Source organism: Cupriavidus gilardii (assembly GCF_008801915.1).
GTDB lineage: Bacteria > Pseudomonadota > Gammaproteobacteria > Burkholderiales > Burkholderiaceae > Cupriavidus > Cupriavidus gilardii.
The window spans coordinates 199,271-224,373 of sequence record NZ_VZOV01000001.1; the positions used below are offsets into that span (position 1 = coordinate 199,271).

21 protein-coding genes are annotated in these 25,103 nt (G+C 68.3%); 15 read left to right on the plus strand and 6 right to left on the minus strand.

All coding sequences use genetic code 11. From position 1 onward, the window contains the following. Nucleotides 1-8: 8 nt before the first annotated feature. From F7Q96_RS00805 to F7Q96_RS26740, 4 genes are all read left to right on the plus strand, one after another. Entirely contained in the window at nucleotides 9-1,436 is a 1,428-nt protein-coding gene (locus tag F7Q96_RS00805) for an FAD-binding oxidoreductase (protein ID WP_053824170.1), read from the plus strand. Between the two features lie 34 nt (nucleotides 1,437-1,470). Beyond that, nucleotides 1,471-2,673: an aminotransferase-like domain-containing protein gene (locus F7Q96_RS00810; RefSeq protein WP_390885711.1), complete on the plus strand. Its 1,203-nt coding sequence runs from the start codon at nucleotides 1,471-1,473 to the stop codon at nucleotides 2,671-2,673. A gap of 133 nt (nucleotides 2,674-2,806) precedes the next feature. Further along, nucleotides 2,807-3,556, plus strand: coding sequence for a sulfite exporter TauE/SafE family protein (locus F7Q96_RS00815; protein ID WP_053824169.1), 750 nt, complete (start codon nucleotides 2,807-2,809; stop codon nucleotides 3,554-3,556). A gap of 70 nt (nucleotides 3,557-3,626) precedes the next feature. Then, complete coding sequence (locus F7Q96_RS26740) at nucleotides 3,627-3,779, plus strand: hypothetical protein (protein ID WP_158507294.1); 153 nt, start codon at nucleotides 3,627-3,629, stop codon at nucleotides 3,777-3,779. Between the two features lie 53 nt (nucleotides 3,780-3,832). Here the strand turns inward: F7Q96_RS26740 and sucD are convergent, their stop codons facing one another. Beyond that, nucleotides 3,833-4,708, minus strand: a complete 876-nt coding sequence (sucD, locus tag F7Q96_RS00820) for a succinate--CoA ligase subunit alpha (RefSeq protein WP_053824168.1) — start codon at nucleotides 4,706-4,708, stop codon at nucleotides 3,833-3,835. Nucleotide 4,709: 1 nt separating this feature from the next. Further along, entirely contained in the window at nucleotides 4,710-5,918 is a 1,209-nt protein-coding gene (gene sucC, locus F7Q96_RS00825) for an ADP-forming succinate--CoA ligase subunit beta (protein ID WP_053824167.1), read from the minus strand. A gap of 426 nt (nucleotides 5,919-6,344) precedes the next feature. Here sucC and F7Q96_RS00830 point away from each other — a divergent pair, with 426 nt between their 5' ends. The 5 genes from F7Q96_RS00830 to F7Q96_RS00850 all read left to right on the plus strand — a co-directional run bounded on the left by F7Q96_RS00830 (nucleotide 6,345) and on the right by F7Q96_RS00850 (nucleotide 13,044). Next, nucleotides 6,345-8,099, plus strand: a complete 1,755-nt coding sequence (locus tag F7Q96_RS00830) for a thiamine pyrophosphate-binding protein (RefSeq protein WP_053824166.1) — start codon at nucleotides 6,345-6,347, stop codon at nucleotides 8,097-8,099. A gap of 180 nt (nucleotides 8,100-8,279) precedes the next feature. Further along, nucleotides 8,280-9,509: a formyl-CoA transferase gene (gene frc / locus F7Q96_RS00835; protein ID WP_151021912.1), complete on the plus strand. Its 1,230-nt coding sequence runs from the start codon at nucleotides 8,280-8,282 to the stop codon at nucleotides 9,507-9,509. A gap of 79 nt (nucleotides 9,510-9,588) precedes the next feature. Then, nucleotides 9,589-11,718: an acetate--CoA ligase family protein gene (locus tag F7Q96_RS00840; protein WP_151021914.1), complete on the plus strand. Its 2,130-nt coding sequence runs from the start codon at nucleotides 9,589-9,591 to the stop codon at nucleotides 11,716-11,718. Nucleotides 11,719-11,940: 222 nt separating this feature from the next. Beyond that, nucleotides 11,941-12,714 carry a fumarylacetoacetate hydrolase family protein gene (locus tag F7Q96_RS00845; protein ID WP_053824165.1) on the plus strand — a complete coding sequence of 258 codons (774 nt, stop codon included), beginning with the start codon at nucleotides 11,941-11,943 and terminating at the stop codon, nucleotides 12,712-12,714. A gap of 63 nt (nucleotides 12,715-12,777) precedes the next feature. Then, entirely contained in the window at nucleotides 12,778-13,044 is a 267-nt protein-coding gene (locus F7Q96_RS00850) for a hypothetical protein (protein ID WP_053824164.1), read from the plus strand. A 149-nt stretch (nucleotides 13,045-13,193) separates the two neighbouring features. On the opposite strand, the gene F7Q96_RS00855 is transcribed toward F7Q96_RS00850, so the two are convergent. Both F7Q96_RS00855 and F7Q96_RS00860 read right to left on the minus strand, forming a co-directional pair. Then, nucleotides 13,194-13,502 (minus strand): hypothetical protein, encoded by a 309-nt coding sequence (locus F7Q96_RS00855; RefSeq protein WP_053824163.1) that lies wholly within the window; start codon nucleotides 13,500-13,502, stop codon nucleotides 13,194-13,196. Nucleotides 13,503-13,639: 137 nt separating this feature from the next. Then, entirely contained in the window at nucleotides 13,640-14,599 is a 960-nt protein-coding gene (locus F7Q96_RS00860) for a LysR family transcriptional regulator (protein WP_053824162.1), read from the minus strand. A 306-nt stretch (nucleotides 14,600-14,905) separates the two neighbouring features. Between F7Q96_RS00860 and F7Q96_RS00865 the strand changes: the two genes are divergently transcribed. The 4 genes from F7Q96_RS00865 (at nucleotide 14,906) to fdhF (ending at nucleotide 21,210) form a co-directional block, all read left to right on the plus strand. Continuing rightward, nucleotides 14,906-15,814 (plus strand): LysR family transcriptional regulator, encoded by a 909-nt coding sequence (locus tag F7Q96_RS00865; protein WP_053824161.1) that lies wholly within the window; start codon nucleotides 14,906-14,908, stop codon nucleotides 15,812-15,814. Nucleotides 15,815-15,943: 129 nt separating this feature from the next. Then, a complete protein-coding gene (locus F7Q96_RS00870) occupies nucleotides 15,944-16,156 on the plus strand; it encodes a hypothetical protein (RefSeq protein WP_053824160.1) in 213 nt (70 codons plus the stop codon). Nucleotides 16,157-16,610: 454 nt separating this feature from the next. Continuing rightward, nucleotides 16,611-18,320, plus strand: a complete 1,710-nt coding sequence (locus F7Q96_RS00875; protein ID WP_053824673.1) for an NADH-ubiquinone oxidoreductase-F iron-sulfur binding region domain-containing protein — start codon at nucleotides 16,611-16,613, stop codon at nucleotides 18,318-18,320. Nucleotides 18,321-18,387: 67 nt separating this feature from the next. Further along, entirely contained in the window at nucleotides 18,388-21,210 is a 2,823-nt protein-coding gene (gene fdhF, locus F7Q96_RS00880; protein WP_053824159.1) for a formate dehydrogenase subunit alpha, read from the plus strand. Between the two features lie 48 nt (nucleotides 21,211-21,258). On the opposite strand, the gene F7Q96_RS00885 is transcribed toward fdhF, so the two are convergent. Continuing rightward, the gene (locus tag F7Q96_RS00885) at nucleotides 21,259-22,284 is read right to left on the minus strand and encodes an alpha/beta fold hydrolase (protein WP_053824672.1); all 1,026 of its coding nucleotides are present in this window, start codon (nucleotides 22,282-22,284) and stop codon (nucleotides 21,259-21,261) included. Between the two features lie 183 nt (nucleotides 22,285-22,467). Next, the gene (locus F7Q96_RS00890; protein WP_315904127.1) at nucleotides 22,468-23,049 is read right to left on the minus strand and encodes a TetR/AcrR family transcriptional regulator; all 582 of its coding nucleotides are present in this window, start codon (nucleotides 23,047-23,049) and stop codon (nucleotides 22,468-22,470) included. 264 nt (nucleotides 23,050-23,313) lie between these two features. On the opposite strand from F7Q96_RS00890, the gene F7Q96_RS00895 reads away from it, so the two are divergent. Continuing rightward, nucleotides 23,314-23,715 carry a helix-turn-helix domain-containing protein gene (locus F7Q96_RS00895; RefSeq protein ID WP_023264128.1) on the plus strand — a complete coding sequence of 134 codons (402 nt, stop codon included), beginning with the start codon at nucleotides 23,314-23,316 and terminating at the stop codon, nucleotides 23,713-23,715. Between the two features lie 419 nt (nucleotides 23,716-24,134). Beyond that, the gene (locus F7Q96_RS00900) at nucleotides 24,135-25,094 is read left to right on the plus strand and encodes an MBL fold metallo-hydrolase (protein ID WP_053824157.1); all 960 of its coding nucleotides are present in this window, start codon (nucleotides 24,135-24,137) and stop codon (nucleotides 25,092-25,094) included. Nucleotides 25,095-25,103 lie beyond the last annotated feature (9 nt).

Below are 25,103 nucleotides of genomic sequence, written 5' to 3' on the forward strand. Positions count from 1 at the left end.
CTGCGCAGATGTCGTCCAGCAAGGAGCTGATCGGGTATCTGTCGCAGGCCTATCCGGACCTCGACGTGCTGACCGATGCGACCGACCGCGCCGGCTACGAAACCGGCGCGCGCTACGGCGCCGGCACCGCCGCGGCGGTGGTGCGGCCGGCCACGCGCGAGCAGGTGCAGGCGGTGGTGGCCGCCGCACAGCGCTTCGGCGTGCGGCTGGTGCCCCAGGGTGCGAACACCGGCCTGGTCGGCGCGTCGACGCCCGATGCCGGCGGCGAGCAGATCGTGCTGAGCACCGCGCGCCTGAAGGGCGCCATCACGGTCGACCCGCTGAACCAGTCGGTGACCGTCGGCGCCGGCGTGCTGCTCAGCGAGCTCAATACGCGGCTCGCGCAATACGGCCTGTTCTTCCCGGTGGACCTCGGCGCCGACCCGACCATCGGCGGCATGATCGCCGCCAATACCGGCGGCGCGCGGCTGCTGAAGTACGGCGACGTCCGGCAGAACCTGCTGGGCGTCGAGGCCGTGCTGGCCGAGCCGGCAGGCGCGCTGCTCGACCTGAACCGGGCGCTGCGCAAGAACAATGTCGGCTTCGACTTCAAGCAGCTGTTCGTCGGCACCGGCGGCGCCTTCGGCGTGGTCACCGCGGCGACGCTGCGGGTCTATCCGCTGCCGGCGCAGACCGCCACCGCGCTGCTGGTCCCCACCGGCGTGGCCGAGCTCGAGGCGCTGCTGCTGGCGTTGAACGCCGAGCTGGGCGATTTCCTGTCCTCGTGCGAGGGCATCTCGCGCGAAGCGGCGCGGGCCGTGGTGCGCCACCTGGACGATGTCGAGGACCCGTTCGCCGAGCTGGATGGGGCCGACTACGCGATGCTGGTCGAGCTGTCGTCGACGATGCCGAGCCGCGCCGGCGGGCTCGATCTCGAGGCGCTGCTGATGGACTTCCTGGAGCGCCACTACGGCACGCTGATCGGCAACGCGGTGGTCGGCAAGCCCGAGGCGCTCTGGCGTCTGCGCCATTCGATCACCGAGTCGATCCGCCACGAAGGCAAGATCATCGCGCTGGACCTGTCGGTGCCGCGCTCGCGTTTCCCCGCGTTCCGCGCCGAGGCGCGCGCATTGATCGCCGCGCGCTGGCCGTGGCTGCGGATCTACGACTTCGGCCACCTCGGCGACGGCGGCGTGCACCTGAACATGGTCTGGCCGCTGCAGGATGCGCCGGCCTTCGACGAGGCGGTGGCGGGCGAGGTCCGGGCCGAGTTGTACCGGCTGACCGTCGAGCGCTTCGAAGGCAGCTTCAGCGCGGAACACGGCATCGGTCCGTACAACGAACGCTTCTATCGCGATTTCACCGCGGACGCCGTGCTCGACCACGTCGGCGCGATGCAGTCGCGGCTCGATCCGCGCCGCACGCTGAGCCGCCTGTGGCTCGGCAACGGCGAATGACGAGCCAGGTCGAATGACAAGCCAGGACACATCCATGTTCCCCTTTGCCTCGGCTTTCCAGCAGCCGGCCGGCTCGCCGATCCGCGAACTGTTCCAGTACCTGTCCCGCCCCGGCATGATTTCGTTCGCCGGCGGCTACCCGGCGGCCTCGACTTTCGATACCGCGGCGATCGGGCAATGCATGGCAGAGGCGCTGGCCGGCCATCCCGCCGAATGCCTGCAATACGGCGCCACCGAGGGCGTGCCGGCACTGCGCGAGGCGCTGAGCCGGCAGATGGGGCAGGCCGGTGCGCCGACGCCCGCCGAACGGATCCTGGTGACCTCGGGCTCGCAGCAGGGCTTCGACTTCCTGGTCCGCGCCTTCGTCGAGCCCGGCGTGCCGGTGATCGTCGAGGCGCCGACCTATCCGGCCGCGATCCAGGCGCTGCGCCTCGCCGGTGCGCGGCTGGTGCCGGTGCCGGCCGATGCGGAAGGGATCGATACGGACGCGCTGGAGCAATGCCTGCGCGACTGCGCGCCCGCCGAGCGGCCACGGCTGATCTATCTGGTGCCGACCTTCGCCAATCCGACCGGCGCGACCTTGTCGGTGCGGCGGCGCCAGGCGGTGCTGCGGCTCGCGGCGCAATACGAGCTGCTGGTGATCGAGGACGACCCCTACGGCTGTCTCGCGTTCGACGGCGCGCCGCCCGCCACGCTGCTGGCGATGGCCAATGGCGAGCCCGCGCTGCGCGATCGCATCGTCTATCTGGGCAGCCTGTCGAAGACGGTGGCGCCGGGCCTGCGGATCGGCTGGATGGCCGCGCATCCCGACGTGGTGCGGCGCGCGGTGCTGGCCAAGCAGGCCTCGGACCTGTGCACGCCGCCATGGATCCAGCGCGCGATGGCGGCCTATCTGGACGCCGGCCATCTGCGCGGACAGGTCGCCCGCATCATCGAGGTCTACCGGGACAAGCGCGACGCCATGGTGTCGGCGCTCGAGCGCGAGCTCGGCGGCCGCATCGACTATATGCGGCCAGGTGGCGGCATGTTCGTCTGGGCCTCGCTGCCGGACGGCACCGACTCCGCCGAACTGCTGCGCGAAGCGATCGAGGAAAACGTGCTGTTCGTCCCTGGCAAGGCCTTCCACGCGGCAACGGGACAGCCGTCGCCCGCGCTGCGGCTGTCGTTCGCGACGCCGTCGGTGGCGGAGATCGGCGAGGGCGTCCGGCGCCTCGCGCGCGCATTGGCCCGGGTCTGAAGGGCCCCGGCGGCCGTATTCCCCGGTAAGATCGCGAGGCCCTGCGTCGGCCTGCCCGCTTGCCGCTTGCCGCTTGCCGCTTGTCGCTTGTCGCTTGCCGGCCTGTTTTCCTGTCCGCCTTCCCGACTCTTCGATGGAATATCTGATCATTGCCGTTGGTGCCGCCCTCGCCGGCTTCGTGCAGGGCCTGTCCGGGTTTGCCTTCGGCATGGTCGCGATGTCGCTGTGGGCGTGGACGCTGGAGCCGCACATGGCCGCCGCGCTGACGGTGTTCGGCTCGCTGACCGGGCAGATCATCGCGGCGGTGCGCGTGCGGCGCGGCTTCGATGTCGCCGCGCTGCTGCCCTTCATCGCCGGCGGGCTGGCCGGCATTCCGCTCGGCATGCTGCTGCTGCCGTATCTCGACATGGCATCGTTCAAGACCGCGATCGGTGCCTTCCTGGTGCTGTGGTGCCCGGCCATGCTGATGGCGCGGCGGCTGCCGCCACTGCGCTGGGGCGGCAGGAGCGGCGATGCCGGTGCCGGCCTGGTCGGCGGCGTGATGAGCGCGATCGGCGGCTTCAGCGGTACCGTGCCGACGCTGTGGTGCACGTTGCGCGGCTATCAGAAGGATCGGCAGCGCGCCATCATCCAGAACTTCAACCTGACCATCCTGATGGTGACGATGCTGGTCTACCTGATCGCGGGCAACGTCACCGCCGAGATGCTGCCGCGGTTTGCCGTGGTCGCGCCGGCGATGCTGATTCCGACGCTGATCGGCGCGCGCGTCTATCACCGCATCGACGAGGCGCGCTTCCGCGCGATCGTACTGACCTTGCTGACGGCGTCGGGCGTGATGATGCTGTCGTCGGGCCTGCCGACCGTGCTCGGCCGCATCGGCTAGCGGCCGCGACGATCCCGCGGTACGTCTCTCAGGCCGGCTCGCTGCCACGCACGCGCATCATGCCAACCGCATGTTCGCGCTGGTCCGTACGAGCCACGAGGGCCGGCGCCAGCACGGCATCAGCTTGCTGCCCGAGTATCTGAACAGCAGGGCGTACACGATCTTCGGCGGCGCTGCCGAGGTACAGCTGGGCATCATTGCCAGGAGCGTGGTGGGGCTGTAGTGCGCCGCCGCCGCTGCCATCCGCAACGGCGGCGGTTCCGCACGAAGATGGCGCTATAGGCCCAACGCCTTCGCCATCGTCTGCCCCAGCTCGGCCGGCGAGCGCGACACGTGGATGCCGGCCGCGCGCATTGCCTCGATCTTGGCATCGGCGGTACCGCTGCCGCCCGAGATGATGGCGCCGGCATGGCCCATGCGCCGGCCCGGCGGCGCGGTGGTGCCGGCGATGAAGCCGACCACCGGCTTGTCGCTGCCGGAATCGCGCAGGAACTGCGCGGCTTCCTCTTCGGCCGAGCCGCCGATTTCGCCGATCATGATGATGCCTTCGGTGTCGTCGTCCTCGAGGAACAGCTTCAGGCAATCGATGAAGTTGGTGCCATTGACCGGATCGCCGCCGATGCCGATGCAGGTCGACTGCCCGAGCCCGGCCGCGCTGGTCTGCGCGACCGCTTCATAGGTCAGCGTGCCGGAGCGCGACACCACGCCGATCCTGCCGGGCCGATGGATATGGCCGGGCATGATGCCGATCTTGCATTGGCCCGGCGTGATCACGCCCGGGCAATTGGGACCGACCAGCCGGGTGCGCGAGCCGGACAGCGCGCGCTTGACCCGCACCATGTCGAGCACCGGAATGCCCTCGGTGATGCAGACGACCAGCTCGAGGCCGGCGTCGACCGCTTCGAGGATCGCGTCGGCCGCGAACGGCGGCGGCACGTAGATCACGGAGGCCTGGGCGCCGGTGCGCTGGGCCGCCTCGGCGACGGTATCGAACACCGGCAGGCCGAGGTGGGTCTCGCCGCCCTTGCCGGGCGTCACGCCGCCGACCATCTGCGTGCCATACGCCAGCGCCTGTTCGGTGTGGAAGCTGCCCTGCGCGCCGGTCAGGCCCTGGCACAGCACCCTGGTGTTGTTGTCGATCAGCACGGCCATCTCAATGTCCTCCCCGCTTGGTGTTGCGCGTGGCCGCGACGACCTTGGTCGCCGCATCGGCGAGGTCGTCGGCCGACACGATCGGCAATCCGGAATCGCGCAGGATCGCCTTGCCCAGTTCGACGTTGGTGCCTTCGAGCCGCACCACCAGCGGCACGGTCAGATCGACCTCGCGCGCGGCCGCGACCACGCCCTCGGCGATCACGTCGCAGCGCATGATGCCGCCGAAGATATTGACCAGGATGCCTTCGACATTGCGGTCGGCCAGGATCAGCCGGAATGCCGTCGCCACGCGCTCGCGCGTCGCGCCGCCGCCGACATCGAGGAAATTGGCCGGCTTGCCGCCATGCAGCTGGATGATGTCCATCGTGGCCATCGCCAGGCCGGCGCCATTGACCATGCAGCCGATATTGCCGTCGAGCTTGACGTAGTTCAGCGCATGGCGCGCGGCCTCCGTCTCGGCCGGGTCCTCCTCGGCCTCGTCCCGCATCGCCTCGATATCGGGGTGGCGGAACAGCGCGTTGTCGTCGAAGTTGAACTTGGCGTCCAGCGCCATCACGTGGCCGCTGTGCGTGACGACCAGCGGATTGATCTCGACGATCGACGCGTCGAGCTCGGTGAAGGCGCGATAGGCCGCCAGGAACAGCCGCGTGGCCTCGCCGACCTGCTTGCCGCGCAGGCCGAGCCCGAAGGCCAGGCGCCGCGCGTGGAAGGGCTGGATGCCGGTGGCCGGATCGATCGCCAGCTTCAGGATCTTCTCCGGCGTGTGCGCGGCGACTTCCTCGATGTCCATGCCGCCTTCGGTCGATGCCATCAGCGTGATCCGCGATGTCGCGCGGTCGATCAGCATGCCGAAATAGAGTTCGCGCGCGATGTCGCAGCCTTCCTCGATATAGAGGCGCCGCACCTCCCGCCCCGCAGCGCCGGTCTGCTTCGTGACCAGCACCGCGCCGAGCATCTTGCCGGCTTCCTCGCGCACCGCCTCGAGCGAACGCGCCACGCGCACCCCGCCCTTGCCGCCGGGATCGTTCTGGAAGCGCCCGGCGCCGCGGCCCCCGGCATGGATCTGCGATTTGACGACCCACAGCGGGCCCCCGAGCGTGCGCGCCGCGTTGGCTGCCTCGTCCGGCGTGAACGCAACCGCGCCTCGCGGCACGGCGACGTCGTAGCGCCGCAGCAGCTCCTTGGCCTGATATTCGTGAATGTTCACTGTCTCCTCACTGGGTCTGGTACGTCGTTGTGGTGGCTGACAGGATGGGGCGGCATTGCGCCGAGTGCCTGCTTGCATATGGTATGTAATATATCACTGCACAACAAGGCGAATTATCTGCCGTGCGGTACACGGATGCCAACGGAACCGACATTGATGCGGACCGGCACTAAGCGACAGTGTTTATAGAAGTTGGGCGAATTTATCGGCAAGAAAAAGACTGTTTTGCTGCGTTGCGTCGTCGAAATTCGCCGCCTTTCCCACATTTTCTCCTTGCTGACCTTTGATATATCACATACGGTATGTCATCAAGATCGCCCGAAACGATCGATTCGCGTCGCAAGCCGGCAGCCCTGCCGAGAAGAAGGTGAAGCGGTGCGTGCCCACACAACGGGGCCGCCCGGAGTCCAACGAGGAGACCAACACATGTCTGCAGTCGTATCGCTGCGGCCGGAATCGACGACGGCCGATGACACCTTGAAGCAAAAGAGCCGGGATGCCGGCATCGTGTCGGGCGGCCATCTGGTCGCGCGGGCGCTGAAGAACGAAGGGGTCGACACCATCTTCACGCTGTGCGGCGGCCACATCATCGATATCTACGATGGCTGCGTCGACGAAGGGATCCGCATCATCGACGTGCGTCACGAACAGGTCGCGGCGCACGCGGCCGACGGCTATGCGCGCCAGACCGGCAAGCTCGGCTGCGTGGTGACGACGGCCGGCCCGGGCTGCACCAACGCGGTCACCGGCATCGCCACGGCCTTCCGCTCGGAAAGCCCGGTGCTGCATATCGGCGGGCAGGGCGCGCTGACGCAGCACAAGATGGGCTCTCTGCAGGACCTGCCGCACGTCGACATGATGGCGCCGATCACCAAGTTCGCCGCGACCATCCCGAGCACCGAGCGCGTTGCCGACATGATCTCGATGGCCGCGCGCGAATGCTTCAACGGCGCGCCAGGGCCCGCCTATCTGGAGATTCCGCGCGACGTGCTCGACCGCGAAGTCGACGTCGCGCGCGCCGTGGTACCGCGCCCCGGCCACTATCGCGCCTCGACCAGGTCGATCGGCGATCCGCGCGACATCGAGAAGCTCGCCGACATCCTGGTCAATGCCGAGCGTCCGGCCATCCTGTTCGGCCAGCAGGTGTGGACCGCGCGCGGCCACGAGGAAGCGATCGCGCTGCTGCGCGGCCTCGATATCCCGGGTTACTTCAATGGCGCCAGCCGCGGGCTGCTGCCGCCGGGCGATCCGCATCATTTCGACCGTACCCGCTCGCAGGCCTTCGCCAACGCCGACGTGCTGGTGATCGTCGGCACGCCGTTCGACTTCCGCATGGGCTACGGCAAGCGCATCAGCAAGGAGTTGACGCTGGTGCAGATCGACATGGATTACCGCACCGTCGGCAAGAACCGCGAGATCGACCTGGGCCTGGTCGGCGATCCGGGCGCGATCCTGGGCGCGGTGCTGCAGGCCGCCAGCGGCCGCATCAAGCAGGACAAGCGCCAGGCGCGCCAGAAGTGGATGGGCCAGCTGACCGAGGCCGAAGGCGTCGCCACCGAGAAGCTGATGCCGCTGTTCCTGTCGGAGAACACGCCGATCCATCCGTACCGCGTCGCCTACGAGCTGAACAATTTCCTCGGCGAGGACACGATCCATATCGGCGACGGCGGCGATGTGGTGACGATCTCCGCGCAGGCGGTGCGGCCGCGCAAGCCCGGCCAGTGGATGGACCCGGGCGCGCTGGGCTCGCTCGGCGTCGGCACCGGCTTTGCGATCGCGGCGGGCCTGGCCAATCCGGGCAAGGAGGTGCTGTGCTACTACGGCGACGGCTCCTTCGGCATGACGGCCTTCGACATGGAGACCGCCAACCGCTTCGGCGTGCCGTATCTGGCCGTGATCGGCAACAACTCGGCGATGAACCAGATCCGCTACGGGCAGCTGGCCAAGTACGGCGAGTCGCGCGGCAACGTCGGCAACCTGCTGTCGGACGTGCCGTTCAGCCAGTTCGCGCAGATGCTGGGCGGCTACGGCGAGGAGGTGCGCGACCCCGCGCAGATCGCCGGCGCGCTGCAGCGCGGACGCGAGTCGATCGCGCGCACCGGCAAGTCCGCGGTGATCAATATCTGGGTCGATCCGCGCGAATACGCCCCGGGTACCAAGAACCAGACCATGTACAAGTAGCCGGCCGCCGGCCCCCGGGCCGACAGCGCGATCGCGGCGAGCGACACCGGATGCGCGGGTTTGCACAAGGCCCACGCATCCGGCGGGCGGCGCACGCCCTTGCAAGCCCTCGCGCGCGGGCCGTGCCGACCCGCTGCCGTGCAACCCACGATCCCACCATAGAGGCGAGGAGACGACGCCATGAGCAAGGCATTGGAAGGAGTACGCATCCTGGACATGACGCACGTGCAGGCGGGGCCGTCGGCCACGCAGCTGATGGCATGGCTGGGGGCGGATGTGATCAAGGTCGAGCTGCCCGGCCGGGGCGACATCACGCGCAGCCAGCTGCGCGATGTGCCGAACGCCGACAGCCTCTATTTCACGATGCTGAACTCCAACAAGCGCAGCCTGACGCTGAACATGAAGACGCCGGAGGGCAAGGCGCTGCTGGAGGACCTGGTCGAGCGCTGCGACGTGCTGGTCGAGAACTTCGGCCCCGGCGTGCTCGACCGCGCGGGCTTCGACTGGGACCGGCTGCGCGCGCTCAATCCGCGGCTGATCTACGCGTCGATCAAGGGCTTCGGCCCCGGGCCGTACGCCGACTGCAAGGCCTACGAGAACGTCGCGCAATGCATGGGCGGCTCCGCCTCGACCACTGGCTTCGAGGAAGGGCCGCCGACGGTGACCGGCGCGCAGATCGGCGATTCGGGCACCGGCGTGCATTGCGTGATCGGCATCCTGGCCGCGCTGCTGCAACGCGAGCAGACCGGCAAGGGCCAGCGCGTCGAGGTCGCGATGCAGGATGCGGTGCTGAACCTGTGCCGCGTCAAGCTGCGCGACCAGCAGCGCCTGGCGGCCGGCGCGCTGCGCGAATACCCGAACAAGGAGTTCGGCGATTACGTGCCGCGCGCCGGCAATGCCTCGGGCGGCGGACAGCCGGGCGCGGCGCTGCGCTGCGCGCCGGGCGGGGCCAACGACTATGTCTACGTGATCGTGCAACCGCAGGGGTGGGAACCGCTGATGCGGCTGTGCGGACGCGAGGACCTGATCGCGCATCCGCAGTTCGCCACGCCGGAAGCGCGCCTCAAATGCCTGCCCGAATGCTTCTCGATCGTCGAGAAGTGGACGCGCACGCGGACCAAGTTCGAGGTCATGGAAGCGCTCAACGAGGTCGACGTGCCGTGCGGCCCGATTCTGTCGATGAAGGACCTGATCGAGGACCGCTCGCTGTACGAGCGCGGCTATCTGGTCGAGGTCGATCATCCGCAGCGCGGCCGCTACGTGCAGCTGGGCTGCCCGATCAACCTGTCGGAATCGCCGGTCCAGGTCGAACGCTCCCCGCTGCTGGGCGAGCACACCACCGAGATCCTCGAATGGCTGGGCCGCACGCCCGCGCAGATCGAGGCGCTGCGCGCGGCCGGCGCGGTCTGACGCCGCCTTGCCCCGGGCGGCCCCGCGCCGCCCTTCGTTCGCAAACTCCGCTGCAACCATGACCCAATGGAGGTCTGACATGGCGTATGACAAGGACGCGGTGCGCAATATTCTCGCCACCGCCAAGGAACAGGGACGCACCGCGCTGACCGCGCCCGAAGGCAAGCTGGTCTGCGATGCCTATGGCATTGCGGTGCCGGGCGAAGGGCTGGCGACGTCGCCGGCCGAAGCCGTTGAACTGGCCGGCCGCATCGGCTTTCCGGTGGTGATGAAGATCGTGTCGCCCGACATCCTGCACAAGACCGAGGCCGGCGGCGTGCTGGTCGGCCTGGAGGACGCGCAGAAGGTCGAGCAGGGCTATCAGACCATCCTGGACAACGCGAAGCGCTACAACGCCAAGGCGGAGATCGTCGGCGTGCAGGTGCAGAAGATGATCGGCGGCGGCCAGGAGGTCATCATCGGCGCGGTCACCGATCCGTCGTTCGGCAAGCTGGTGGCCTTCGGCCTCGGCGGCGTGCTGGTCGAGGTGCTCAAGGACATCACGTTCCGCATGGCGCCCGCGAGCGAGCAGGACGCGCTCGGCATGCTCGACGGCATTGCGGCCGCCCAGGTGCTCAAGGGCGTGCGCGGCGCCGAGCCGGTCGACCGCGCGGCGCTCGCCAGCATGATCCAGCGCGTGTCGCAGCTGGTGACCGACTTCCCCGAGATCGCCGAGCTGGACCTGAACCCGGTGTTCGCGAGCCCGAGCGGCGCGATTGCGGCCGACGTGCGCATCGTGCTGGACCACGCGCCGCAGCCGCAGCGCTATCGCCCGACGCAGGAGCAGATCGTCGCGCAGATGAACCGCATCATGCGGCCCGACACCGTGGCGGTGATCGGTGCGTCGTCCGAGGACGGCAAGATCGGCAACTCGGTGATGAAGAACCTGATCAACGGCGGCTACCAGGGCAAGATCTATCCGATCCACCCGAAGGCCGAAGAGATCATGGGCATGACCGCTTACAAGAGCGTGCTCGACGTGCCCGGCGAGATCGACGTGGCGGTGTTCGCGATCCCCGCCAAGCTGGTGGCGCAGGCGCTGGAGGAGGTCGGCAGGAAGGGCATTCCCGGCGCCGTGCTGATTCCGTCCGGCTTTGCCGAGACCGGCAATGTCGAGGGACAGGAGGAGATCGTCGCGATCGCCCGCAAGCACAACATCCGGCTGATGGGGCCGAACATCTACGGCTTCTACTACACGCCGAAGAATCTGTGCGCGACGTTTTGCACGCCTTATGACGTCAAGGGCAAGGCCGCGCTGTCGTCTCAGTCGGGCGGCATCGGCATGGCCATCATCGGCTTCTCGCGGTCGGCCAGGATGGGCGTATCGGCCATCGTTGGCCTGGGCAACAAGTCCGACATCGACGAAGACGATCTGCTGACGTTCTTCGAGCAGGACGACGAGACCGAGATCATCGCGCAGCATTGCGAGGACCTGAAGGATGGCCGCGCGTTCGCCGAGGCGGCGCGCCGCGTGTCGAAGGTCAAGCCGGTGGTGGTGCTCAAGGCCGGCCGCACCAGCCTGGGGGCGCGCGCCGCCAGCTCGCACACCGGCGCGCTGGCCGGCGACGACCGCATCTACGAGGACGTCTTCAAGCAATGCGGCGTGATCCGCGCCCGCTCGCTGCGCGACCTGCTCGAGTTCGCGCGCGGCATTCCGAAGCTGCCGACGCCGAAGGGCGAGAACGTGGTGATCATCACCGGTGCCGGTGGCTCGGGCGTGCTGCTGTCCGATGCCTGCGTCGACAACGGGCTGTCGCTGATGACGATGCCGGAGGACCTGGACGCGGCCTTCCGCAAGTTCATCCCGCCGTTCGGCGCGGCCGGCAATCCGGTCGACATCACCGGTGGCGAGCCGCCGAGCACCTATCGCAACACGATCAAGCTGGGGCTGGAGGATCCGCGCATCCACGCGATCATCCTGGGCTACTGGCACACGATCATCACGCCGCCGATGGTGTTCGCCAAGCTGGTGGTCGAGGTCAAGGAGGAGATGGCGGCCAGGGGCATCGAGAAGCCGATCGTCGCCTCGCTGGCCGGCGACGTGCAGGTCGAGGAAGCCGCCGAATACCTGTACCAGCATGGCGTGCCGGCCTACGCGTACTCGACCGAGATCCCGGTCGCGGTGCTCGGCGCGAAGTACAAGTGGGCGCGCGGCGCGGGCAAGATCTGACTCTGCGGCGAAGGGGAGAGCGGCGGCGTTGGGAGGCGCCGCTTGCCCTCTCCCCCGGCCCCTCTCCCGCATTGGCGGGAGAGGGGAGAGCGTCAGGCGCGAGCCGACGGCGTTTCCCGATTCCCCCGGTTTTCTCCCCTCTCGCGCGCGCGGGAGACGGCGGGGGAGACGGCAGCGCCCCGACACCGCCCATAAAAAAACCACCCGCCACAGGAGACCCCCATGCAAACCTGGATTCGCTTCGACGCCGGCGATGGCCGGCCACGGATGGGCCGGCTCGATGGCGAGCGGGTGTTCGAATACGACGGCCCGGGCTACGCATCGCCGAATCCCACCGGCGTGTCGTTCCCGCGCAACGAGGTGAGCCTGCTCGCGCCATGCGAGCCGTCCAAGATCGTCGCGCTGTGGAACAACTTTCGCGCGCTGGCGCAGAAACTGGGCAAGCCCGAGCCCGCGCATCCGCTGTTCCTGATCAAGCCGGCGACCTCGTTGGCTGGTCCGGGCGACACCATCGCGCGGCCGGTCGGCTATGCCGGCAAGATCGTGTTCGAGGGCGAGCTCGGCATCGTGATCGGACGCGTGTGCCGCGATGTGCCGGCCGCCGATGCCGCCTCGCATATCTTCGGCTATACGGTCGTCAACGATGTCACCGCGGCGGACCTGATCGCAGAGGATCCGAATTTCGCGCAATGGTGCCGCGCCAAGGGCTTCGATACCTTCGGCTGCCTGGGCCCGGCCATCGTCACGGGCTTCGACTGGCGCGACGCCAGTGTGGTCACGCGGCTCGACGGCGCCGAGCGCCAGCGCTATCCGCTGTCGGACATGATCTTCACGCCCGAGCAGATCGTCAGCCGTCTGTCGCGCGACATGACGTTGATGCCGGGCGACGTGATCGCCTGCGGTACCTCGCTCGGCGTGGGCTCGATGAAGGCCGGCGCGGTCGTCGAAGTGCGCATCGACGGCATCGGTGCGCTGATCAATCCGGTCGGCGGCTAGCCCGCGCGGCAACGCGCCGCTGGCTGTTTCCGATGGTCGCGCCGGTCGCGATGGAGGCCTGCCATGACGGATCCCGAAGAACTGGCTTATCTGCTCGCCTGCGCGTCGATGGTGGCCGGCCTGGCCGGCTACCGTCACGCCGGGGCCGCCGCGCTGCATGCAGGTTGCCTCGGCGGCATCGTGCTGGCCATCTCGGCCGCCTGGTTGTCCGGCGGCAATGGCCCGATGGTGGTGGTGGCGGGATTGGCGCTGGCCACGGTCGCGGCAGCGGCGATTGCGATCGGCGCGCGAGCTGGCGTGCGCGGCGCGCGGTCTTCCGAAGCGAAGTAGTTCGACGAAGTCGATCGATCGAAGTCGTTCGTCGAAGTCGTTCGATACAAGCACGTCGTCCCCGCGCAGGCGGGGACCCAGTGGCTTTCATTCAACGACGCTGGGTTCCCGCTTTCGCGGGAACGGCATGAGAGGTGGTGCGAGGCGATTCAGCTGACGCGCCGGCCCATCGCCTCCAGATACCCGTTCTTCTTCTCGAGGATCAGCTGGCTCAGAAACGGCGCCTCATAGGCCGTCAGCAGATGCGCGTGATAGGTCTCGATATAGTGCGCGATCTGGGTGCGCTCGCAATCGACCACGCCGCACAGCCAGCGATACATCGCCTCGTCCCAATGGAAGGGCAGTTCCAGCTCGACAAAGGCCGAGTTGTAGGCGGCAAGTTGCGCCTGTACCGGAATCTGAGGGTCCGCGGCCGCGGTAGTGACGTCGTTCTGCCGTTCGATCTGCGCTTGTTCCATGTCGCTCTCCTTGTGCCGGTGCGGTGGGACATGCAGGCAGCATAGGGGGCGCGAACGATTAACAACAATTGAAGTTGATCGGCAAAACCATAAGCCATCGTTTATGGATGGAAGGCGCGCGAGACCAGGCCAATGCGCTACGAGCGCGCGGCGACGGCGCCCTTGCCGCGGATCAGGCCCGCCACCGCGGTGATCCGGTCGATCTGCGCCGCGCCTTCGCTGAGCAGGAAATGCTTGAAGGCCAGTGCTACCGGCGGCAGCCGCTTGTTCTTGCGATGGACCACGTACCAGTTCAGCATCACCGGGAAGCCTTCGACGTCCAGCACCGCCAGATGGCCGGTGCGCAGTTCCAGCGCAACGGTGTGGGCCGACAGGAACGCGATGCCCATATTGGCGATCACCGCCTGCTTGATCGTCTCGGTGCTCTTGATCTCCATCGTGATGCGCAGGTTCTGCAGCCGCGCGGCGAACCCTTCCTGCATCGAGTTCCAGGTGTCCGAACCCTTCTCGCGGCAGATGAAGGCTTCGTCGGCCAGCGCGGACAGCGGCACGTTGCGCTTGCCCACCAGCGGATGGTCCGGCGCGGCGACGATCACGTAAGGGTGGGGCGCGAACGATTCGTTGACGGTGTCCATGCCGGCCGGCGGCCGCACCATCACGGCCAGATCGGTCAGGTTGCCGGCCAGCTGATGCAGCAGTTCCTCGCGGTTGTGCACCGCCAGGTTCAGCGTGACGCCGGGGTGTCGCCGCATGAATTCGGCGATCACGCGCGGGAAGAAGTAATCGCCGGCGCTGATCACCGCGATGTTGAGCCGGCCGCCCGCGATGCCGCTGAGCTGCGCCATCGCATCCTCGGCCTCGCGGAACTGCTGGATGATGCTGCGGCTGTAGTGCAGCATCTCGGTGCCCGCGGGCGTCAGATAGATCTTCTTGCCCAGCTGCTCGAACAGCGGCAGGCCGACATGGTTCTCCAGCTGCCGCACCTGCGTCGACACCGCGGGCTGCGTCAGATGCAGCTCCTCGGCCGCGCGCGAAAAGCTCAAATGACGGGCCACCGTTTCGAAGACCTTGAGCTGGCGCAGCGTGGCGTTTTTCATGGCGGCCTCTTCGGTCGACGCGGCGCTTGCTGCGGCGCGTGATCGGGATCGTTTCGCTGCGGTGCACGCTTCGTGCATTGCGACAGCGCCGCCGATCCATAGACGGTCGTCAATGATCTTAATAAAAAAGTTAAGGCGTCGTGGATAGTCGTTTGCACTAGCATCGAAGGACCCATCGGCGCCCGCGCGCCCCTGCCGGATGACCGTGGCGACATAAGAAAGCACAGCGCTGCCCCGCCGGCCCACGCCGGCGGCAACCGCAGCGGCCGCGCGCCCACGAGGCAGGCGGTGCCAGAGGAGACCACGATGAATGTCTCGCTTCCGCAGTTGAAGGCGTTCGCCGCCGTCGCGCGGCATCGCAGTTTCACCCGTGCCGCCGCCGAACTGGGACTGACGCAGTCCGCCGTCAGCCGCAGCGTGCGCGAGCTGGAAGAGGAAATCGACCTGCGCCTGTTCGACCGCACCACGCGCCAGGTCGAGCTGACCGAGGCCGGCACGCTGCTGTCCGAACGCATCTGCCATCTGATCGACGAGGTCGAACAGACGCTGCACGAGACGCACTCCAGCGCGCGGCCAGCGCACGGGCGCGTGCAGCTGGCGGTGGCGCCGATGCTGTCGTCGATGCTGGCGCCGGCCTGGCTGCATGCCTGCCAGAGCGCCTGGCCGGATATCGATATCGTGCTGCGCGATGTCGGGCCGGAGGCGGCGCTGCATGCGGTGCGCGGCGGCGAGGTCGATTTCGCGGTGGCCAGCGACCCGGAGCCTTGCGCCGAACTGCAGTTCGACCCGCTATACGAGGAGACCTTCCACGCGGTGCTGCCGACCGGCCATCCGCTGGCGTCGCGCGAGGCGCTGGGCTGGGGAGATCTGAACGATGCGCAGCTGTTCGGGCTGGACCGCCAGTCGGGCATGCTGGCCGCGATCGAGCGCGCCATGGCCGCCTACCACGTGCGGCCGCGCGTCTATCGGCCCCTGAGCCATTTCTGCGCGGTGCTCGGCATGGTGGCGCGGCGGCAGGGGCTCGGCGTGGTGCCATCGCGCGCCCGCGCGGCCGGCGTTCCGCCTGGCGTGGTGCTGCTGCCGTTGCGGCCGCATGCCGCCATGCAGGTCGTGCTGGTGCGCCGCAAGGGACGGTCGCTGAAGCCGAATGCCGCCGCCATCTGGCGCGTGATTACCGAGCAGGAGGGCCCGGATGTGGCGTTGAAGACAGGTTGAACGCCGGCCTGTGGCACGGGAACGACAGAACGGGTCTTTCGTTGATATATCACATACAGAATATTTACTTCTGGTGCGTTGCACCATATACTGGGCATTCCTTGATCGTTGTCTTATCGGAGTGTCCTGATGCAAACCACCCTGTTGACCCTGCTGTCGCTTGGCCTGTTTTCGCTTGGCGTGTCCGCCACCGTGCTGCTCGCGACCTCGCTGCCTGCCCCGGCGCCGCTTCGCGCCCTGGCGCACGGCCGCCTCGCGGGATTCGGTAGCGCGCCCCGCGAGGACGACGCCGCCGAGGATTCGCACAAGGCCGCCGGCCAGTTCGTGCTGACCCATGCCTGAGCGCAAGTCCGCTGGCCACGCCGCCGGTCATCTGTCGCGGCCATAGCGACGGACGAACTGCCCGTGGCCAGCGGCTTCGCAGTCGTGCATTCCCTCGTCGTTCCCCTCCGTTCCTCTGTTTTCCCCTCCCTTTCTCTCCGCCGCAGGGCGTCATTGCGCGGCAGTCCGCCGCCTTCTCAGTCCACAGCCATGGATGGACAAGCGAAAACGCCTTGACCATTTTGATATATCACATACCGTATAACACTAGCGGACGTTGACGACGCATCCGGCGGCTGGATGCGTGGAGACCGTGAAACGTCCGCGAGTCGATTTGACGCAAGGCAGTGACCAGGGCAGTGCTGGCGGAGAAGCGGGAGTGTCGTGCGCAAGTTGCGACGGCCGATGGCGCTATCATCGACCGGCGGCGCCCCCCGCGCGCTCCAGGCATCCACGATAACGAACAGAGATGGCCATGAACCATGTCGTAATCCCCATTCCGGTCGAGAGCATCGGCCGCCAGCGCAAGCGCCGCCAGCCCAAGGGGCGGCAGGTCGACCCCGCCGCGCTCGCCGAAGTGCGCGCCTTGCTCGGCGATGCGCCGCGCCGGCGCGATCTGCTGATCGAACATCTGCACGCGATCAACGACCGCTATGGACAACTGGCCGCGCCGCATCTGGCCGCGCTGGCCGCCGAGATGAAGATGTCGCAGGCCGAGGTCTACGAGGTCGCGACCTTCTATCACCACTTCGACGTCGTACGCGAGGATGCCGACGGTGCGATCGCACCACCGCCCGCGCTGACCGTGCGCGTCTGCGAGGGCATCGCCTGCGAGATGGCCGGCGCGCAATCGCTGCTCGCCAAGCTGCCGGCGCTGCTCGGCACCGACGTGCGCGTGGTCGCCGCGCCCTGCATCGGCCGCTGCGAGCGTGCGCCGGCGGCGTTGGTCGGACAGAATCCGGTCGACGTGGCGAGCGCCGAGGCGATCGCCGAACGCGTCGCCGCGGGCGCGGTGCGCCACGAGCCCGAGCCGTACGTCGACTACCTGGCGTATCGCGAACAGGGCGGCTACCGGACCTTGCGCGCGGTGGCCGAAGGCGCGCTGTCGGCCGACGATGCGATTGCGACGATGGAGCATGCGGGATTGCGCGGGCTGGGGGGCGCCGGCTTTCCGGCCGGCCGCAAATGGCGCATCGTGCGGGCCGAGGCGGGACCGCGGATGATGGCCGTCAATATCGACGAAGGCGAGCCCGGCACCTTCAAGGACCGTTTCTACCTGGAGCGCGATCCGCATCGCTTCATCGAAGGCATGCTCATCGCCGCCAAGGTGGTGCAGGTTGAGGCCATCTATATCTACCTGCGCGACGAGTACGCCGGCTGCCGTGCGCTGCTGACCGAAGAGCTGCGGCGGCTGCGCGAGGACCCGCCGTGCGCGGATCTGCCGCCGATCGAATTGCGGCGCGGCGCCGGCGCCTATATCTGCGGCGAAGAGTCCGCGATGATCGAGTCGATCGAAGGCAAGCGCGGCTGGCCGCGCTTGCGCCCGCCCTATGTGGCACAGGTCGGCCTGTTCGGGCGGCCGACGCTGGAGCACAACTTCGAGACGCTGTACTGGGTGCGCGACATCCTCGAGCGCGGCGCGGAGTGGTTCGCGGGGCAAGGCCGGCATGGACGCAAGGGGCTGCGCTCGTTCTCGGTGTCGGGCCGCGTCAACAAGCCGGGCGTGCATCTGGCACCGGCCGGCATCACGATCACCGAGCTGATCGACGAATACTGCGGCGGCATGCTCGATGGCCACCGCTTCTACGGCTATCTGCCGGGCGGCGCGTCGGGCGGCATCCTGCCCGCGTCGATGGGCGATATCCCGCTGGACTTCGACACGCTGCAGCCGCATGGCTGCTTCATCGGCTCGGCGGCGGTGGTGGTGCTGTCGGACCATGACCGCGCCGTCGACGTGGCGCGCAACCTGATGCACTTCTTCGCGCACGAGTCCTGCGGCCAATGCACGCCCTGCCGCGTCGGCACGGCGAAGGCCGTGCAGCTGATCGCGCAGCCTCGGTGGGACCGCGAGGCGCTGGCCGACCTGTCCGCGGTGATGCGCGATGCGTCGATCTGCGGCCTGGGCCAGGCCGCGCCCAATCCGATCGACTGCGTGATCCGCTATTTCCCGCACGAGCTGGCCTGAGCCTCGCAAAGCGGAAAGACACCGAAAGACGCCGAAAGACGCCGCACGACAGAACCACGAGACCGCCATGAATGCATTGACCCGCGCCGAACGCGCCCTCGTCCAGGCCTCCGATCCGGCCTCGGTTGCCTTCCAGCTGAACGGCCGGGAGGTGATGGCCGCGCCCGGCGAAACGCTGCTGCAGGTAGCGAAGCGCGAGGGCGTCGAGATCCCGCACCTGTGCTACAAGGACGGCCTGGAGCCGGCCGGCAACTGCCGCGCCTGCATGGTCGAGATCGACGGCGAGCGCGTGCTGGCGCCATCGTGCTGCCGGCAGCCGGCCAAGGGCATGAAGGTGCAGACCGATTCGCCGCGCGCGCGCAAGGCGCAGGGCATGGTGCTCGAGCTGCTGCAATCGGACATGCCCGAGACCGCGTACACGCGCGACAGCGAGCTGGACCGGTGGTCCGCGCGCCTGGAGATCGGCAAGCCGCGCTTTGCGCCGCGGGCGCCCGTGGCCCCGGATCTGTCGCATCCGGCCATCGCGGTCAATCTCGATGCCTGCATCCAGTGCACGCGCTGCCTGCGCGCCTGCCGCGACGAGCAGGCCAACGACGTGATCGGCATCGCGCTGCGCGGCGCCGACGCGAGGATCGTGTTCGACATGGACGACCCGATGGGCGCGTCGACCTGCGTGGCCTGCGGCGAATGCGTGCAGGCCTGCCCGACCGGCGCGCTGATGCCGGCCCGCGCCGCCGCGCTGGCGGTGCCCGACAAGCAGGTGCAATCGGTCTGCCCGTACTGCGGCGTCGGCTGCCAGCTGACCTATCACGTCAAGGACAACCGCATCCAGTACGTGGAAGGGCGCGATGGTCCGGCCAATCATGCGCGGCTCTGCGTCAAGGGCCGTTACGGTTTCGACTACGCCGCGCATCCGCACCGCCTGACGGTGCCGCTGGTGCGCCGCGAGGGCGTGCCCAAGCGCGGCGATGCGGTGATGGATCCGGAGCGCGCGATGGAGGTGTTCCGCGAGGCGACGTGGGAGGAGGCGCTGGCGCTGGCCGGCGGAGGCCTCGCGCGCATTCGCGATACCCACGGCAAGCGCGCGCTGGCGGGCTTCGGCTCGGCCAAGGGCAGCAACGAGGAGGCCTATCTGTTCCAGAAGCTGGTACGGACCGGCTTCGGCAGCAACAACGTCGACCACTGCACGCGGCTGTGCCATGCCTCGTCGGTGGCGGCGCTGCTCGAAGGGATCGGCTCGGGCGCGGTGTCCAACCCGGTGATCGATGTCGGCAAGGCCGAGGTCGTGATCCTGATCGGCGCCAATCCGACCGTCAATCATCCGGTCGCGGCGAGCTGGATCAAGAACGCGGTGCGCAACGGCACCAAGCTGATCGTCGCCGATCCGCGCCGCTCGGAGCTGGCGCGCTTCGCCTATCGTTTCCTGCAGTTCCAGCCGGATACCGATGTCGCGCTGCTCAACGCGATGATGCATGTGATCGTCACGGAAGGGCTGGTCGATCGCGACTTCATCGAGAGCCGCACGATCGGCTACGACGAACTCGAACGCAATGTCGCCGCCTACAGCCCCGAGGCGATGGCGCCGATCTGCGGCATCGACGCCGAGACGATCCGCCATGTGGCGCGGCTCTACGCGACCGCGGGCAGCGCGATGATCCTGTGGGGCATGGGCGTGTCGCAGCACGTGCATGGCACCGACAATGCGCGCTGCCTGATCGCGCTGGCGCTGATGACCGGCCAGATCGGCCGGCCCGGCACCGGCCTGCATCCGCTGCGCGGCCAGAACAATGTGCAGGGCGCCTCGGACGCCGGGCTGATTCCGATGATGTATCCGGACTACCGGCGCGTCGACGATGCCGACGCCGCGGCGCGCTTCGAAGCGCTGTGGGGCACGCCGCTCGATCGCCAGCCGGGTTTGACGGTGGTCGAGGTGATGCAGGCGATCGAGCGCGGCGAGGTCCGCGGCATGTACATCATGGGCGAGAACCCGGCGATGTCGGACCCCGACGCGCAGCATGCGCGCGAGGCGCTGGCCGCGCTCGATCATCTGGTGGTGCAGGACATCTTCCTGACCGAGACCGCCTACCTCGCCGACGTGGTGCTGCCGGCCTCGGCCTTCCCCGAGAAGACTGGCACCTTCACCAATACCGACCGCATCGTGCAGCTCGGCCGGCAGGCGATCGACCCGCCCGGACAGGCTCGCCAGGACCTGTGGATCATCCAGCAGATGGCCGCGCAGCTCGGCCTGGACTGGCGCTATCGCGACGTCGCGGACGTGTTCGACGAAATGCGGATGGCGATGCCGAGCATCGCGGGAATTACCTGGGAGCGGCTGCAGCGCGAACACGCGGTGACCTACCCGTGCCGCGCCGAAGGCGACGCCGGCGAGCCGGTGATCTTCACCGACAGCTTCCCGACGCCGAGCGGCCGCGCGCGCTTCGTGCCGGCCGATATCGTGCCGGCGGCGGAACGGCCCGACCAGGACTACCCGTTCGTGCTGATCACCGGCCGCCAGCTCGAACACTGGCACACCGGCAGCATGACGCGAAGGGCAGGGGTGCTAGACGCGCTCGAGCCCGATCCGACCGCGCTGGTCCATCCCCTGGACCTGGCGCAATGGGGCGGCAAGCCGGGCGACGTCATCACGCTGGCGTCGCGCCGCGGCGAGGTCGCGCTGTACGCGCGCGCCGACGAGGGTACGCCGCGCGGCGCGGTGTTCGTCCCGTTCTGCTATTACGAGGCGGCGATCAACAAGCTGACCAATTCGGCGCTTGACCCGTTCGGCAAGATCCCCGAGTTCAAGTACTGCGCGATTCGGGTGACGCTGGGCGGCACGCCGCCGGAGCAGTCGAGCTATGGGGGCGGGCAGATCCTGGCGCGGGCCGGCTGAGGCGATCGGCACGCGGCAGGGCACGGCCGGCAGTCGGGCCTGCAAGAATTACCGGAACATGCCCAGATCGCCTGCCTGCAACGCCGCGCGCAGCGCCGGCCCGGCATGCTGCGGCGGCACCGCGGCAGCGGGGGCGGTGCGCGACGACAGGCGCTGCGCAAGGAACCTCACGACCTGGTCGATCACGCCGGCATCGCGCAGGATGCGCCGATGGCCCAGGCCCTCGGTGGTCAGCAGCGTCGCGCCCGGCCACGCGCCGGCTATTGCCGCGCCATCCTCCCAGCGCACCTCCTTGTCGTGGCGATCATGGACGACCAGCGTCGGCGGCACTGGCCGGCAGCGGCCGATGTCTGGCACGTTGAAGTCGCCCCACGGCATGCCGAGCCACTGTTCGCTGTTGTGCTGCACGCGCGCCAGGACCGCCGGCGCCACGCCCAACTGCCAGGCCAGCGTGGCCGAGGCGTGGCGCATGTCGGCCGGCGCGCCGATCAGCACCGCGGCACTGGCGGGCAAGCCTTCCCGCAGTGCCAGCGCCGCCGCGGCGGAGCCCAGCGAATGCGCGACCACCGCATGGATCGGCCCGGCGTGCCAGGCGGCCGCCAGCAGCGCGCGCGACATCTCGATCAGCGAGCTTTGGCCCGGGCCCAGCGCACCGGCATCGGAGGCGCCATGGGACAGCGCGTCGAAGGCCACCACGCGATGACCGGCGGCAAGCAGCGCGGGCACCAGCGTCTGCCAATGCGCGGCATTGCCGCCCCAGCCATGCGCCAGCAGCACCGCCGGGCCTTCGCCGTGCCAGCGGTAGACGCGCACGCGCCGCGTCGCGCCGCCGCCGGTCACCAGCGCCCAGTCGGCGCGCGCACCGGCGAGGAAGGCCTGACCGGCGGCATCGATATTCGCTTCCGGCACGCCGAACCACGCGCGCTCGAAGGCGCGCGCCGTCTGCTCGGGAAACAGTGCCGACGCGGTCTGCCAGCGCAGGCGCCGCCATGCCAGGCCGGCCTGCGCGAGCCGCGCGGCAAGCTGGCCCGGGGCGGCTTGGCCGGGGCGGCGGGAAGACAGGGCCTGTATCACGATATTCACTCCGTTTGCGGTTCCATCCCTGGCCCGTCGAGCTCGCTGCGCGGCCCCTCCTGCATCTCTCTCGGGCCCCGATAAGACCGACCGGTCGTGCTATTTATCGGCGAACAATCTGCCGATCGAAAACGTGCCTCGGGGGGCTGGCGCAAAACGTGGTGCGCCGGCGGCCCAGGCGAGCTAGGCGGTACGTTTGCCGCGCGTAACCAGCGACTGGAAGGCGCGGCGCGCCATCGCCTGCGCGTCGGCCCGCCCGAGCATCTTCAGCGATTGCTGGAAGGCCATCACGATGCCCGCCATCTCGAAGGCAATCTGGCGCGGTTCTTCATCCGCCCCCAGGCTGCCGTCCTGGATCGCGTCGGCCGCCACGCGGACCACGATGCCGTTCCAGTCCTTCAGCGCGCGGACCAGCATGTCGCGGATCACGCCGGGCCGGTCCCGATATTCCTGGCCCAGCGCCATGAACAGGCAGCGGCCGCCGGAGTCGGTGCTGCCGATCCATTCGAGCTGTCCTTCGAACAGCGCGCGCAAGCGGGGCACGCCGCGCGGCTGGCGTAGCGCCGGCTGCACCACCATCGCCGTGAAGCGCTCGATCGCCAGTTCCAGCACTGCCTGCTGCAGCGCCTCCTTCGACTTGAAGTGCGCGTACAGGCCGCTCTTGGACATGTCCGTGCTGGCGGCCAGTTCGGCAAGCGACAGCTGCTCGAATCCGATCCGCGTGGCGGTGTCGAATGCCTGAGCGATGATTGCGCTGCGCGTCAACTGGCCTTTTTGCATGCTCGGAAGAATAGCACGACCGGTCGGTCTGTCAAACCGAACTTGGCGCTAACGAGGTCGATTCGCTATTGTGGAAGCACGGGCACTTCAAAGGGCCCGATATCGAGACGGCAGGGGCTGGAGGAAAGCCAACCGGCACAAATCGTGAAATCTGTAAAAGTGTTTCCCTGATTACATACGGAACGCGAGGTGTGCTCTATACTCGAATGCACGTCCGCGCACTTTCTTTTTTGGTGACTGGAGACCGATATGAACAGTACAGCCGTGCCACGAGGCGCTAGCGAACCGTTCCGGCAACTGCGGGCGTTGCGCCGAGCGCGCAAGCTCAAGCAGGAGGACGTCGCCCGCAAGGCCGGGATTTCCCGGGAGGCGTATCTGCGTGCGGAGTCGGGCCAGGCCGATCCGCGTATGAGCACCTTCCTGGCCGCCTGCGAGGCGCTCGGTCTGGAGGTGGTGCTTGCCCCCCAGCATCTGGCGCAGGACGTCAATGCCTTCATCGCCAGCCGCAACGGCGGCGTGACCGCCGCCTCGATGGCCGGTCCGGCCGGCGGCGCGTCGGCGTCCTCGGCTTCGTCCGCCTCCTCGGGCGGCGGCACGTCCGGCGCGGGTGGCATGGGCTCCCCGCAGGGCGAAGGCCAGAAGCCCGTCTGATCCTGTCATTGTTTCCTCGGCGGCCGGCGTTTGTCCGGCCGCTGGTTTTGGCACCGCGCGGCCTCAGACCGCGTCCGGCGTGACCCGGCTCGTTCGTCGGGACGACGCCCGCCTTCCTCTCCCTCCTTTTTCCGCACCTTCCCTGCCTGACGGGCGACGCTGGGCGCACCTCGCCGTGTTGCCACGGGCCGATGTCTTCTTTCCATGCCCGTTCACCGTCCGGCTCAAGGCCGGTTCGGATTGACACGCTGCGTGCCGCTGATTACGATTCGGTAAATTCATTTCTCAATACGTAATTCCAGGCGGCGGTGTACCAGCCGGAACGCCGGGCGGCCTATGCTGGAAAAGGCCCGCCGGAGGCGCGCCGCGGCGGAACCCAGGCAGCACAACGAGCAGACCAGCAGAACGGAGACGAGCCCATGTCCAAAGCCTTTGCGTCGCAAGCCGACCTCGAAGCAAAGCAGGTCACCTTCACCAGGCTGTCCGACAACGCCTACGCCTATACCGCCGAGGGCGATCCGAATTCCGGTGTGGTGATCGGCGACGACAGCGTGCTGATCGTCGATACCACCGCCACGCCGGCGATGGCGCAGGATCTGATCGCGCGCATCCGCACCGTGACAGACAAGCCGATCAAGCACGTGGTGCTGTCGCACTACCACGCGGTGCGCGTGCTGGGTGCGTCGGCCTATTTCAGCGAAGGCGCGCAGAACGTGATCGCGAGCCGCGGCACCTACGAGATGATCGTCGAGCGCGGCGAGGCGGACATGAAGTCCGAGATCGAGCGTTTTCCGCGGCTGTTCGCCGGCGTGGAGACCGTGCCGGGCCTGACGTGGCCGAACCTGGTGTTCGAGCGCGAGCTGACGCTGTTCCTCGGCAAGCTCGAGGTCAGGATCCTGCATCTCGGTCCCGGCCATACCAAGGGCGATACCGTCGTGTGGATCCCGTCGCAGAAGATCCTGTTCTCCGGCGACCTGGTCGAGTACGACGCGGCCTGCTATTGCGGCGACGCGCAGCTGGAGGAATGGCCGGCGACGCTCGACGCGCTGCGCGCGCTGCAGCCGCAGGCGCTGGTGCCGGGACGCGGACCTGCGCTGACCACGCCGGAACAGGTCGACAAGGGCCTCGCCTACACGCGCGATTTCGTCAGCACGCTGCTGCAGCGCGGCCGCGAGGCGGTGGCGCAGAAGCTGGACCTGAAGGGCGCGATGGCGCATACGCGCGCGGCGATGGATCCGAAGTTCGGCCACGTCTTCATCTACGAGCATTGCCTGCCGTTCGACGTGGCGCGCGCCTATGACGAGGCCAGTGGCATCAAGCATCCGCGCATCTGGACCGCCGAGCGCGACAAGGAAATGTGGGCCGCGCTGCAGGACTGAAGGCGCGGC

Coding starts and splice junctions, on each gene's coding strand:
- F7Q96_RS00805 (WP_053824170.1), top strand. CDS start 9: ATGTCGTCCAGCAAGGAGCTGATCGGGTATCTGTCGCAGGCCTATCCG.
- F7Q96_RS00810 (WP_390885711.1), top strand. CDS start 1,471: ATGTTCCCCTTTGCCTCGGCTTTCCAGCAGCCGGCCGGCTCGCCGATC.
- F7Q96_RS00815 (WP_053824169.1), top strand. CDS start 2,807: ATGGAATATCTGATCATTGCCGTTGGTGCCGCCCTCGCCGGCTTCGTG.
- F7Q96_RS26740 (WP_158507294.1), top strand. CDS start 3,627: ATGTTCGCGCTGGTCCGTACGAGCCACGAGGGCCGGCGCCAGCACGGC.
- sucD (WP_053824168.1), bottom strand. CDS start 4,708: ATGGCCGTGCTGATCGACAACAACACCAGGGTGCTGTGCCAGGGCCTG.
- F7Q96_RS00830 (WP_053824166.1), top strand. CDS start 6,345: ATGTCTGCAGTCGTATCGCTGCGGCCGGAATCGACGACGGCCGATGAC.
- frc (WP_151021912.1), top strand. CDS start 8,280: ATGAGCAAGGCATTGGAAGGAGTACGCATCCTGGACATGACGCACGTG.
- F7Q96_RS00840 (WP_151021914.1), top strand. CDS start 9,589: ATGGCGTATGACAAGGACGCGGTGCGCAATATTCTCGCCACCGCCAAG.
- F7Q96_RS00845 (WP_053824165.1), top strand. CDS start 11,941: ATGCAAACCTGGATTCGCTTCGACGCCGGCGATGGCCGGCCACGGATG.
- F7Q96_RS00850 (WP_053824164.1), top strand. CDS start 12,778: ATGACGGATCCCGAAGAACTGGCTTATCTGCTCGCCTGCGCGTCGATG.
- F7Q96_RS00855 (WP_053824163.1), bottom strand. CDS start 13,502: ATGGAACAAGCGCAGATCGAACGGCAGAACGACGTCACTACCGCGGCC.
- F7Q96_RS00860 (WP_053824162.1), bottom strand. CDS start 14,599: ATGAAAAACGCCACGCTGCGCCAGCTCAAGGTCTTCGAAACGGTGGCC.
- F7Q96_RS00865 (WP_053824161.1), top strand. CDS start 14,906: ATGAATGTCTCGCTTCCGCAGTTGAAGGCGTTCGCCGCCGTCGCGCGG.
- F7Q96_RS00870 (WP_053824160.1), top strand. CDS start 15,944: ATGCAAACCACCCTGTTGACCCTGCTGTCGCTTGGCCTGTTTTCGCTT.
- F7Q96_RS00875 (WP_053824673.1), top strand. CDS start 16,611: ATGAACCATGTCGTAATCCCCATTCCGGTCGAGAGCATCGGCCGCCAG.
- fdhF (WP_053824159.1), top strand. CDS start 18,388: ATGAATGCATTGACCCGCGCCGAACGCGCCCTCGTCCAGGCCTCCGAT.
- F7Q96_RS00895 (WP_023264128.1), top strand. CDS start 23,314: ATGAACAGTACAGCCGTGCCACGAGGCGCTAGCGAACCGTTCCGGCAA.
- F7Q96_RS00900 (WP_053824157.1), top strand. CDS start 24,135: ATGTCCAAAGCCTTTGCGTCGCAAGCCGACCTCGAAGCAAAGCAGGTC.